Genomic DNA, 11,707 nt, shown 5'->3' on the forward strand with positions numbered 1-11,707 from the left:
ATGGCCGCGTTGAGAGTGAACTGGGGTTGATGCAGGTTCGCGAAAAAACTTGGCCGACTGGCCTCCGGGGTTTGTGGGAGCGGGTGGCTGCGCTGCCCTGGCTCAGCATGCCCGGAATCATCATCACCGTGGTGCTGGTCTGCCTGCCGTTTGCGCTGGTCGAAGTTCCGCCGCTGATCGACATTCCCGGCCACATGGGCGCCGCCGCGATCGAGGCCGCGCGCCCGGGCAATCCGCTGGTCAAATACTTCTCGTGGAAGTGGGTATTCACGCTCAACATCGGCGGCGATGTGCTGGTCAAGCTGATCGGTGCGCAGTTCGGAATTCTCGCTGCGGGCTGGTGGAGCACGGTGCTGGCAACCGGCCTGTTCGCGGGTGGCTGCCTCGCCACGATCCGCGTGCTAAATCCCAAGGGCGGGCACGGCGCGCCCTGGGCGCTGATGTTCGTGTTCAGCTTCCCGCTGCTGACGGGCTTCCTCAACTATATCCTGGCGACCGGTCTTTCGCTGATGGCGTTTGCCGCCGCGGTCTGGCTCGAAGACAAGCCGAAGCAGCGCGCCGCATTGCTTGTCGTGGCGCAGCCTGTGGCCATGTTGTGCCATGCCATCGGCGGCCTGCTGCTCGGCCTTCTTGTTGCCGCCAATGCTCTGGGCCGCGAGATCGATCGCCTGCCTGCCGGCTGGTGGCACCCCGCCGAATGGCGCCGCCTGCGTGATGAGCAGGACTGGCGCGCGATCGCCAAACGGCTCGTCATCCTGTGCGGGCCGCTCCTCGCCACGGTGGTGACGATCCTGCTGTGGAAGTACTTGTCGCCCGATCCGGTGCGCAGCATGAACCGCTGGCGCTGGGACCAGAAGGCCTGGTACTTCGTGCTGACCCTGCGCGATCAGTCATTGCTGCTCGACGGCGCGACGACAATCGCCTGCTTTGCCCTCATCCTGTTCGGCTGGCTGCTCGGCGCGCGGTGGAAGTGGCAGCTGGGTCTCCCCGGGTTGCTCGTGTTCCTCCTGTTCATCGCAATCCCGAGCGACATCAACGGCAGCGCCTTTGTCGATGTGCGGCTGCTGCCGGTGGCCTGCATGCTGGCGCTTGGCCTGCAGGACTGGAGCCGGGTGCCGCTCGAACGCGCGCGGATGATAGCCTTTGCCGGGATGCTCCTGCTCGGCACGCGGCTTGCGGTGACGGCCGCGAGCTTTGCCGACTACGCCGACGACTACCGCAAGCAGCTCTCCGCGCTCCACCATGTCGAGCCGGGCAGCCGGGTGCTGGCCTTCGTCGAGCATTCCTGCATCGAGGAATCGTGGCGCAACACCCGGCGCGACCATCTCGCCAGCCTCGCCAGCCTCTACCGGCAGGCCTGGGTGAACGACAACTGGGCGGTTCCGGGCCTGCACATGGTGATCCCGCGCTTCCGCCCGGGACGCAATTTCACCGCCGATCCTTCGGAGTTCGTCTGGTCCCGCGCCTGCCAGGGCGGGCGCATGCGCAGCGTCGATACCGCGCTCAAGTATGCGCCGATCGAGCGGGTCGACTACGTCTGGCTGATCGATACAGGCATGCCACGCCGCCCGGATTCGCGCTTCCAGCTCGTCTGGCAGGAAGGCCGCAGCCTGCTTTTTGCGGTCCGGCCCTTGGGTTTTCCGAAATGGCGGCCTAGGGACCTGTGACCGCCAGGTGTTCGCGGCGCTTCACCCTTGCCAAGGGTAAGCGGCGGCGACACTGAAGCACGCGCGCCGAGGGGATTGGGATGACCGACGAGAGCAATGTCCGCTTCACCGAACGTGAGGCGCTGTTCTATCACAAGACCATCCGCCCCGGGAAAATCGAGATCATCGCTTCGAAGCCGATGGCGACGCAGCGCGATCTCAGCCTGGCCTACTCGCCGGGCGTCGCCGTGCCGGTGCGCGCCATCGCCGAAGATCCCGCCACCGCCTACGACTATACCGCCAAGGGCAACCTCGTTGCGGTGATCTCCAACGGCACCGCCATCCTTGGCCTTGGCAATCTCGGCGCGCTCGCCTCAAAGCCGGTGATGGAAGGCAAGGCGGTCCTGTTCAAGCGCTTCGCCGACGTCGATTCCATTGACATCGAGCTGGCGACCGAGGACCCGCAGGCCATCATCGATGCGGTCACGCTGATGGAGCCGAGCTTCGGGGGCATCAACCTCGAGGATATCAAGGCGCCGGAGTGCTTCATCATCGAGCAGGCGCTCAAGGAACGCCTGAAGATACCGGTGATGCACGATGATCAGCACGGCACCGCGATCATTTCGGCCGCCGGCCTGCTCAACGCCTGCTTCCTCACGGGGCGTAATCTGGCCGACGTGAAAGTCGTGGTGAATGGCGCTGGCGCGGCCGCGATCGCCTGCACCGCGCTGATCAAGGCCATGGGCGTGCGCCACACGAATGTCACCATGTGCGACAGCAAGGGCGTGATCTACATCGGCCGTGCGGGCGTGGACCAGTTCAAGTCCGCCCATGCCATCGATACGCCCCATCGCACGCTGGACGAGGCGATGGAGGGTGCCGACATCTTCCTCGGCCTTTCGGTACAGGGCGCGGTCACGCCCGAAATGGTCAAGAAAATGGCGCCGCAGCCGATCATCTTCGCCATGGCCAATCCCGATCCTGAAATCACCCCGCCCGAAGCCAAGGCCGCGCGGCCCGATTGCATCGTCGCCACCGGCCGTTCGGACTATCCGAATCAGGTCAACAACGTGCTCGGCTTCCCCTTCATCTTCCGCGGCGCGCTCGATGTGCGGGCGACTGCCATCAACGAGGAAATGAAGATCGCCGCCGCCCGCGCCATCGCCGAACTGGCGCGCGAGCCGGTGCCCGAGGAAGTGGCCGCCGCCTATGGCCAGAACCACACCTTCGGGCTCGACTACATCATCCCCGCGCCGTTCGATCCGCGTTTGATGGAAGTGGTCTCCTCCGCCGTCGCCAAGGCGGCGATGGAGTCGGGCGTCGCGCAAAAGCCGATCGAGGATTTCGACGCCTATCGCACCGAGCTCAAGGCGCGGCTCAATCCCACGACTTCGGCGCTCACCAGCGTCTATCAGCAGGTCAAGGAAAACCCCAAGCGGGTTGTCTTCGCCGAGGCGGAGAACGAGGTCGTGCTGCGCGCGGCGATCCAGTACCGCGATTTCGGTTATGGCACGCCGGTGCTGGTCGGCCGCACCCAGGCGGTGCACAACTTGCTGACCGAACTCGGCGTAGGCGATCCGGACAGCTTCGAGATCCACAATTCGGCGGTCTCGCCGCTCGTGCCCGAGATGGTGGCATACCTCTACGAGCGGCTGCAGCGGCGCGGCTTCATGGAGCGCGACGTGCGGCGCATGGTCAACCAGGACCGCAACGTCTTCGCCTCGCTGCTGGTGGCGCTTGGCCACGGCGATGCGATGATTTCGGGCATGACCCGCACGTTCGCGCAGACCATCAAGGAAGTGCGCCAGGTGCTCGATCCGAAGGCCGGCCACCTGCCTTTCGGCATCCACATGATGATCGCGAAGAACTATACCGTGTTCCTCGCCGATACGACCGTGAACGAGCGGCCGAACGCTGCCGAGCTTGCCCATATCGCCACCGAGACCGCCGCAGTTGCCCGCCGCATGGGGCATGAGCCGCGCGTGGCCTTCCTGTCCTATTCCACCTTCGGCAATCCGAGCGGCCGCTGGCTCGATGAAATCCGCGGCGCCGTGGCGATCCTCGACGAGCAGAAGCCCAATTTCGAATACGAAGGCGAAATGGCGCCCGATGCCGCGCTCAATCCCAAGGTCATGGCAAGCTATCCGTTCAGCCGCCTTTCGGGCCCGGCCAACGTGCTGATCATGCCCGGCCTGCAATCGGCCAATATCTCCGCCAAGCTGCTGCGCGAGCTCGCCGGCAACGCGGTGATCGGCCCGATGCTGATCGGCATGGAAAAGCCCGTGCAGATCGCGGCGATGACCTCGATCGCGCCGGATATCCTGACGCTGGCGGTGCTGGCTGCAGCGGGGATTTCGGGTTGAGCTGAGCGCGCCGATTGCAGCTGTCGCACATTGTGTTACATTGTGCGCGCCCTGAAGGAGCGCGCACAATGAATGCCAGCACGACAATGACGATTCGGGTCACGCCCGATCTCAAGGAGAAGCTGGGCCGTCTGGCACACAGCACCCGCCGCTCGCGGTCCTATCTCGCGGTCGAGGCGGTAGAAGCCTATGTGAACCGCGAACTCGAAATCATCGAGGGCATTCAGCAAGGGCTGGCGGATATGCTTGCGGGCCGGGTGACACCGCACGAAGAAGCAATGGCTGAAGCCTGCCAGATCATTGCTGAAGCGCGGCAGGCAAAGACGTCCTGACAGTGCGGCGCGTCGTTTGGGCGAACAGCGCCAAAGACGATTTCCTGATCATTCTGCGCCACATCGCAGCTGATGATCCGGACGCTGCCGAACGCGTGTTGGCGGCCATTCAGCAAACCGGAAACGCCCTTTCAGATTTTGCCACCGGCCATCCGGGCCGGGTAGGTGGGACTTACGAGAAATCGGTCGCCCGGCTGCCTTACATAATCACCTATGCGCTAAATGACGGCGAGGCGGAGCTTACAATCCTGCGCGTGATCCACAAATCGCGCAATTGGGAGGCCGGCCAATGGCCGGATTGATCTGACAGCATCATGAATTGATGATGTACTTTATATGGTGCATGGGTTCATCAAGAAGTCCCAGAAGACGCCCGCACCTGATCTGGCATTGGCCCGCAAACGGCAGAAGGATCTTGAAGATGGCTGAGAACAAGCATCGCGGCCCGACGCTGGACAGCTTTCTGGATGAGGAAGGCGTGCTGGCCGAGTTTCAGGCCAAGGCGATCAAGGAAGTGATTGCCTGGCAACTCGCCGAAGCCATGCACGAGCGCGGCCTGAGCAAATCCAAGCTCGCAAGCTTGATGCACACCAGTCGCACCCAGATCGACCGGGTGCTTGATCCTAGCGACGGCAATGTGACCATAGAAACGCTGCAACGCGCGGCGGCAGTGGTCGGGCGCCGGATCGAACTCGCGCTGGTTTGAAGGTTCGGCACAGATCGGACTGTTAACCGTATCGCGTGCAGCGGGAGTTGGTGGGAAGCGGTCGGTTCGGTAGCCGATGCAAATCGATGATAGCAGGAATTGACGTATGCCTTGCGATGAACGATCGAAAGACATGCAATCGCATCTCGTCTTACAGAATTGGTGGTCGCTGACCGGCACAGTAATAACGACGCGAACTTGTTCTGAAGCGGAAATAGCCGCTCTGGAGCAACGCTATGGGGTCACGTTGCCTGACGATTTTCGAAACTACCTGCGTGAAAGCGCGCCAGTGGCCGAAAACTGTGATGAAGAAGACGGTAAATGGTGGCCCATCGAACGCATCAGGAATATTCCGGACGAATATGAGCACGAAGTCGGTGCTGCGCTAGCGCGGAACGCGGCACAACATCTTTTCTTTGTGGATTTCAGTATCTGGTGTTGGGCTTGGGCAATTTCCTGCGCGAATGATGAAACGCGAGGGAAAATCGCTGTCATAGGTGGTGGTGGTTCAGCTGACGGTTATGTCGCTGATAGCTTTGCGGAATTTGTCCAAAAATATACAGAGGAATGGACCTCTATCAGTCAGGTCCACAAAACGGGACCGGGCCAAAAGGCCGGTCCGATAGACAGAATTTTGCGCTGGATCAGTCGCGCCTGAATAGCCGCTTTTGGGCGAATTCGGACAAAAGTCTCCCGATCAAATCAATCCAGCCAACGGACTGCTCGGATCGGCATATTTTCGCGTCCCCATCCGTCCCGCCAGATAAGCGTCGCGTCCCGCCTCCACCGCTGCTTTCATCGCGCGGGCCATGCGGATCGGGTCCTTGGCTTCGGCGATGGCGGTGTTCATCAGCACGCCGTCGCAGCCCAGTTCCAGCGCCACCGCGGCATCGCTTGCGGTACCCACGCCCGCATCGACCAGCACCGGAACCTTGGCGCCTTCCACGATCAGCCGGATCGTCACGCGGTTCTGGATGCCAAGGCCCGAGCCGATCGGCGCGCCAAGCGGCATGACCGCGACGGCGCCAGCGTCCTCAAGCTGCTTCGCCGCGATAGGATCGTCCACGCAGTAGACCATCGGGAGGAAGCCTTCCTTGGCCAGCACCTCGGTGGCGCGGATCGTCTCGATCATGTTGGGATAGAGCGTGCGCGCCTCGCCCAGCACTTCGAGCTTGACCAGGTCCCAGCCGCCCGCCTCGCGCGCCAGCCGCAGCGTGCGGATCGCGTCTTCGGCGGTGAAGCAGCCGGCGGTGTTGGGGAGGTAGGTGATCTTCTTGGGGTCGATGAAGTCGGTGAGCATCGGCGCCTTGGGGTCGCTGACGTTCACGCGGCGAACTGCCACTGTCACGATCTCGGCGCCCGAGGCTTCGACGGCCGCAGCGTTCTGCGCGAAGTCCTTGTACTTGCCGGTGCCGACGATGAGGCGCGAGCGGAAGGTCCGGCCGGCGACGGTCCAGGTGTCATCCACCTCACCGCCACCCACGAAATGCACGATTTCCAGAACGTCGCCTTCGGCAATGCTGACTGCCGCCAGCGTCGAACGGGGCACGATCTCGCCGTTGCGCTCCACCGCGACCTTGGCGGGATCGAGATCGAGGCTGCGCACGAGATCGGCAATAGAGCCGGGCGCGGTGCGGCGGGGTTCGCCGTTGACGGTGAGGGAAAGTGTGGCGCTGGTGTCGGTTGTCATGCGCCGGGCTTTAGCGCCCAACACGCACCGCGCAAGCCATCAGCAGGTGCGGCGCATGTTCACGATATGCGCGCTGGCGACGAGCAGCACGCCGCAGATCGTCAGCAGCGCTTCGCCCGTGCCGTGCTCGCTGGCAATCGCGGCGGCCATCAGCGCAAGGCCGGTGGTACCGAGCGCGAGCGGCAGGCGGTGGCCGTGGCGCAGCGCGCCAGCGCCGATGGTGAACATGCCGACGATGAACGCGGCGACCAGCCCGAATCGGTGGATCGCCGGATTGAGCAGCACCCCGCCGCCGAGACCCAGCACGCCGATCAGGAACAGACCGGCCACGCAGTGGACCATGCACAGCCCGCTGATCAGCACACCCAGCCGGTCGAACCGGCCGCGCATTGCGCCGGGAAGGGAGTGGGGACCGTCGTTCATGGGCGCCGCTATATGTAATAGTATCTCATAACGCAATGGTCATGCGGCGGGCCGGGAACTCCTTATGCCGGGGCCTGGGCGACGGGCCGAAACCCTGCCCCCTTTGGCGCTTGCGATTCGCCCGACCTCGGCGCAATGGCCCGGAATATGGACGCCGTCGCAGCCAATTCCGCTCGCATCCGCACCGCCGCCCCCGCGCCGCTCGCACTCGCCCGCTGGCTTCTGATCGTCGCGCTGATGATCATCGCCATCGTCGCCGTGGGCGGAATTACGCGCCTTACCGAATCGGGTGTCTCGATCACTGAATGGAAACCGGTCTCGGGCGCGCTGCCGCCCTTGACCGAGGCGGACTGGCAGGCCGAGTTCGCCAAATACCGCCAGACCCCCCAGTACGTGCTGATCAACGGCCCTGCAGGAATGACGCTCGCCACCTACAAGGTGATCTTCTTCTGGGAATGGGTCCACCGCCTGCTGGCGCGCACGATCGGGATGGCCTTTGCGTTGCCGCTCGCGTGGTTCTGGCTGCGCGGACGGATCCCGGCGGGCTACAAGCCGCGACTGCTGGCACTGCTGGCGCTGGGCGGCATGCAGGGCGCGGTTGGCTGGTGGATGGTCCAGTCGGGCATCGCGCATGATGTGAAAGTGAGCCACTTCCGCCTCGCTGCCCATCTGCTGGTGGCGCTGACCACGCTGGCCGGCGTCGTCTGGACCATGCTTGAGCTGCGCGCGCTGGCCCGGGGCGAGCCGCGCGCGCGGCTGACGGGTTTTGCCGCGCTGGCGCTGGGCATGCTGCTCGTGCAGCTGTTCTACGGCGCGCTGCTGGCGGGCATGCGCGCGGGGACCGTGGCGGGCGGCGGCTGGTTCAACTGGGATGTCTGGCCATTGATGCAGGGCGCATTCTTCCCGGCGGGGATCGAGTGGTCGCTTGGGCCCGCCCATGCCTTGTTCTCCGATCCCCACCTCGTCCACTTCATCCATCGCTGGTGGGCCTGGGCCGTGGTTGCGGTGCTCGTGGTCATGGGCCGCAAGCTGCGCCGCCTGCGTGCCCGCCCGGTCTCGATCGCGCTTCACACCGCCTTCGGCACCCAGATCGTGCTCGGCATCGCCACGGTGATGAGCGGCGTGGCGATCTGGATCGCGGTGCTCCACCAGCTGACAGGGGCGCTTTTGGTGGCGACGACGGCTTGGGCGGCGCACCGTTTGGGGCAGGCCGAAGTCTAGAGGTATTATTTTACCTCTCCGGAAAGCCCCGGTTTGCTTGACTCTTGCGCCCATTTGCAACAAAGGCGCGCTTCCTCGCCACCGGCGGCGCTTGTGCGCAGCCGTGGTGTACCACACTCCAGGGATGGGTTTCAGCCATGAAGGCGCTCACGAAAATCACCCGGTCGATCAAGCCGGCCGAGGTGGAGAAGAAGTGGCATCTTATCGATGCCGAAGGCCTCGTTGTAGGCCGGCTCGCGGTGATTATCGCCAATCACCTGCGCGGCAAGCACAAGCCGAGCTACACCCCGCACGTCGATTGCGGTGATCACGTCGTCGTGATCAACGCCGACAAGGTGAAGCTGACGGGCAACAAGCTCAAGGACAAGATCTACTACAAGCACACCGGTTATGCCGGCGGCATCAAGGAAGTCACCGCGGACAAGATCCTCGGCGGCCGCTTCCCTGAGCGCGTGCTCGAGAAGGCGGTTGAGCGCATGATCCCGCGCGGCCCGCTCGGCCGTGCGCAGATGCGCGCGCTGCATCTCTATGCCGGTGCGGAGCATCCGCATGCCGGAACCCAGCCCGAAATGCTCGACGTTGCTTCGATGAACCGCAAGAACAAGGTGGGTGCGTAAGACATGTCTGAAACCGATACCGTCTCCAGCCTCGCGGATCTCAAGGATCTGACTTCGGCTGCTCCCGCCGCTCCCGTTTCCGCCTCTGCCGATGCGCCGCGCGCACCGGCCGCGCCGCCCGCTCCGCTGCGCGAGCGCGAGGTTGACGCGCAGGGTCGTTCCTACGCCACCGGCCGCCGCAAGGACGCGGTTGCCCGCGTGTGGATCAAGCCCGGCTCGGGCAAGATCACCGTCAACGGCCGTGATCAGGAAGTCTACTTCGCACGTCCCACGCTGCGTCTCGTGATCAACCAGCCTTTCGAGGTTGCCGATCGCTCGGGCCAGTACGACGTGGTCGCCACCGTCAAGGGTGGCGGGCTTTCGGGCCAGGCCGGTGCAGTCAAGCACGGCATCTCGCAGGCGCTGACCAAGTTCGAGCCGGCGCTGCGCAGCGCCGTCAAGGCCGCCGGGTTCCTTACCCGCGACCCGCGCGTTGTCGAACGCAAGAAGTATGGCAAGGCGAAGGCGCGCAAGAGCTTCCAGTTCAGCAAGCGCTAACCGGAGCCAGCAATATCCAGACAAGAAGGGCGCGGGTTTCCGCGCCCTTTTTTCTTTGCGGACCAGCAAGTTACCATCTGACCCTGTCCTTTGGTGCAGTCTGTCACTGCGGCGATACGCTCGACTCTAATTGTCTATCGGATTAATTTGTAACGGCGGGGGCAACCGCAACCGGGGGCGCAGGAGAGCGAAGACATGGCAAAAGACCCTGATTTCGTTGTCAATTCGACCCCACTCGGCACCTATTACAGCCCCTTCGGCCCTACCGTTGCCACGCTTCCGGATGGCACCGCGCTGATTGCCTGGGTCACCTACAATCGTGATCCATCCGACATCCTTGCCTCGACCGACACCGAAATCCGCGCTCGCTGGCTGCGCGCAGACGGCAGTCCGGCCGGCGAGGACTTCATTGTCAATTCCACGCGGGAGGAATTCCAGTGGCAGCCTACCGCCACGGCAACCGCGGATGGCAAGGTGTTCCTCGCTTGGGACAGCGGCGATGGTGGTGATGGCGATGGCGTCGGCGTGCGCGGGGTCCTGCTCGATCCTCTGGCGCTTGAGGCTGGACCAGATTTCCAGATAAACCCCACAAGCATCGGCGAAGGCATCTACAACGGGCAGGAAAACCAACAGGAAGTCTCTCTTACTGCGCTGGCCGATGGCCGCCTTTTTGCGGTTTGGTCGAGCTACGATGGCAGCGATGGAGACAGCTATTCCGTGCGGGGGCGCTTCTTCGACCGGGACGGCTTGCCAACTGGAGACGACTTTCTTGTCAACAGCACAGGTGCTGGTGCGCAGTTCAGCCCGGATGTGACTGTGCTGAGCGACGGGCGCATCCTTGTGACCTATGTGAGCAGTTCAAACGAGAATGGCGAGACAAGTCTGCTGGGCCGGTTCATCGGTGCTGATGGAACCATCGCGGTTGGTGAAGTCAACTTCGGCACCGCCTCGGGCGGCTGGATCTATGCACCCGAAGTCACGGCGCTGGGTGATGGCGAGGCGCTAGCGGTCTGGTTCGCGTCGGGGCCGCGTATTGAAGATCCCGAAGGCGGCAATCCGACGTTTGGCCCAGGCGCTGTGCGCGCCCGTATCATTGGCAGCGACGGTCAGCCGAGGGGCGACGATTTCGTCGTGAACTCGACATCTCTCGATTTCCCTTATGCGAGGCCAGCTGTCACGACGTTAGCTGACGGCCGTGTTCTGGTGGTCTGGCATTCTGGCGATAGCGCCGATGGTGATTGGGGCACGTTGCGCGGCCGGGTTATCGGCGCCGATGGTGCGTTGATCGAAACCGATTTCGTGATCAACACCACGCCGGTCAACAACCAGTCCTCGCCTGCCGTGTCTGCGCTCGCCGATGGCCGCGTGCTCATCAGCTGGACGAGCGATGACGGGCTGACAGGCGGGCCCGTGACGCGCGGCATCTATATCACGCCTGATATAGGCACGAACGACGCAGACCGGATCATCGGCTCGTCGGCGCAGGACATCCAGATGGGCCTTGGCGGCAACGATCGCCTCTCGGGCGGCGCAGGCGACGACCAGCTTATGGGCGGCGACGGTCGCGACTCGCTGAGCGGCGGATCCGGGGCAGACATGCTCGACGGCGGTGCGGGTCGCGACGTGCTAAAGGGCGGCGATGGTCAGGACATGCTGAGCGGCGGTGCCGGTAACGATGTGCTCGACGGCGGCGCCGGGCGCGACGTGCTCAAGGGTGGTGCGGGCACTGACACGCTGAACGGCGGCGACGGGCGCGACTCGCTGAAAGGCGGCGCCGGTGCCGACACGATCACCGGCGGCGCGGGCAACGACGTGCTCTCGGGCGGCGCCGGGGCGGACGTGTTCATCTTCACCGGTGCGACCGGGCGTGACCGCGTGACCGATTTCGGCGCGGGCGATATGCTGCGGATCGATGCTGGCAGCTGGACAGGCGCAGCCGCGCAGTTCGTGGCCGAGCATGCCGCGGTAACCAGCGAGGGGGTGCTGATCACGCTCTCCGATGGAAACGACATTCTGCTCGCCGGTCTCCAGCAGACCGATGGCCTAGCCGAAGTGCTGCAATTGATCTGAACCCGAAGGCCCGGCTGCGCTGTCACGCCCCGGCGGCCCACGCTGGGGTGTGGGCGGGCCGGTCAGGTTGTGGTGCAGATCGCCACGATCGGCGCGACGAGC

The 11,707-nt window shown here is 64.1% G+C and carries 13 protein-coding genes; 11 read left to right on the top strand and 2 right to left on the bottom strand.

What is annotated here, in order from left to right; translation table 11 throughout:
* The first annotated feature begins 107 nt into the window (after positions 1–107).
* The 7 genes from WCL10_RS15225 (at position 108) to WCL10_RS15255 (ending at position 5,705) form a co-directional block, all read left to right on the top strand.
* Complete coding sequence (locus WCL10_RS15225; protein WP_336896518.1) at positions 108–1,667, top strand: hypothetical protein; 1,560 nt, start codon at positions 108–110, stop codon at positions 1,665–1,667.
* 80 nt (positions 1,668–1,747) lie between these two features.
* Positions 1,748–4,009 carry an NADP-dependent malic enzyme gene (locus WCL10_RS15230; protein ID WP_336896519.1) on the top strand — a complete coding sequence of 754 codons (2,262 nt, stop codon included), beginning with the start codon at positions 1,748–1,750 and terminating at the stop codon, positions 4,007–4,009.
* Between the two features lie 68 nt (positions 4,010–4,077).
* Positions 4,078–4,341, top strand: a complete 264-nt coding sequence (locus WCL10_RS15235; protein WP_336896520.1) for a CopG family ribbon-helix-helix protein — start codon at positions 4,078–4,080, stop codon at positions 4,339–4,341.
* A gap of 2 nt (positions 4,342–4,343) precedes the next feature.
* The gene (locus tag WCL10_RS15240) at positions 4,344–4,643 is read left to right on the top strand and encodes a type II toxin-antitoxin system RelE/ParE family toxin (protein WP_336896521.1); all 300 of its coding nucleotides are present in this window, start codon (positions 4,344–4,346) and stop codon (positions 4,641–4,643) included.
* 16 nt (positions 4,644–4,659) lie between these two features.
* Positions 4,660–4,770, top strand: coding sequence for a type II toxin-antitoxin system RelE/ParE family toxin (locus WCL10_RS15245; protein WP_336896592.1), 111 nt, complete (start codon positions 4,660–4,662; stop codon positions 4,768–4,770).
* The gene (locus WCL10_RS15250; protein WP_336896522.1) at positions 4,763–5,047 is read left to right on the top strand and encodes a Fis family transcriptional regulator; all 285 of its coding nucleotides are present in this window, start codon (positions 4,763–4,765) and stop codon (positions 5,045–5,047) included. The genes WCL10_RS15245 and WCL10_RS15250 overlap by 8 nt, the downstream gene beginning before the upstream one ends.
* 133 nt (positions 5,048–5,180) lie before the next feature.
* Positions 5,181–5,705, top strand: a complete 525-nt coding sequence (locus WCL10_RS15255) for an SMI1/KNR4 family protein (protein ID WP_336896523.1) — start codon at positions 5,181–5,183, stop codon at positions 5,703–5,705.
* Positions 5,706–5,744: 39 nt separating this feature from the next.
* On the opposite strand, the gene thiS is transcribed toward WCL10_RS15255, so the two are convergent.
* Both thiS and WCL10_RS15265 read right to left on the bottom strand, forming a co-directional pair.
* A complete protein-coding gene (gene thiS, locus WCL10_RS15260) occupies positions 5,745–6,737 on the bottom strand; it encodes a sulfur carrier protein ThiS (RefSeq protein ID WP_336896524.1) in 993 nt (330 codons plus the stop codon).
* Between the two features lie 39 nt (positions 6,738–6,776).
* Positions 6,777–7,160: a MerC domain-containing protein gene (locus tag WCL10_RS15265; protein WP_336896525.1), complete on the bottom strand. Its 384-nt coding sequence runs from the start codon at positions 7,158–7,160 to the stop codon at positions 6,777–6,779.
* 147 nt (positions 7,161–7,307) lie between these two features.
* Between WCL10_RS15265 and WCL10_RS15270 the strand changes: the two genes are divergently transcribed.
* From WCL10_RS15270 to WCL10_RS15285, 4 genes are all read left to right on the top strand, one after another.
* Positions 7,308–8,381, top strand: coding sequence for a COX15/CtaA family protein (locus WCL10_RS15270; protein ID WP_336896526.1), 1,074 nt, complete (start codon positions 7,308–7,310; stop codon positions 8,379–8,381).
* Positions 8,382–8,518: 137 nt separating this feature from the next.
* A complete protein-coding gene (gene rplM / locus WCL10_RS15275) occupies positions 8,519–8,998 on the top strand; it encodes a 50S ribosomal protein L13 (RefSeq protein WP_336896527.1) in 480 nt (159 codons plus the stop codon).
* 3 nt (positions 8,999–9,001) lie between these two features.
* Entirely contained in the window at positions 9,002–9,535 is a 534-nt protein-coding gene (gene rpsI, locus WCL10_RS15280; protein ID WP_336896528.1) for a 30S ribosomal protein S9, read from the top strand.
* Between the two features lie 195 nt (positions 9,536–9,730).
* On the top strand, positions 9,731–11,605 hold the full coding sequence (locus WCL10_RS15285) for a calcium-binding protein (RefSeq protein ID WP_336896529.1): 1,875 nt from the start codon (positions 9,731–9,733) through the stop codon (positions 11,603–11,605).
* Positions 11,606–11,707: the final 102 nt, after the last annotated feature.

Origin of the sequence: Novosphingobium sp. (genome assembly GCF_037133355.1) — a bacterium.
Classification (GTDB): domain Bacteria; phylum Pseudomonadota; class Alphaproteobacteria; order Sphingomonadales; family Sphingomonadaceae; genus Novosphingobium.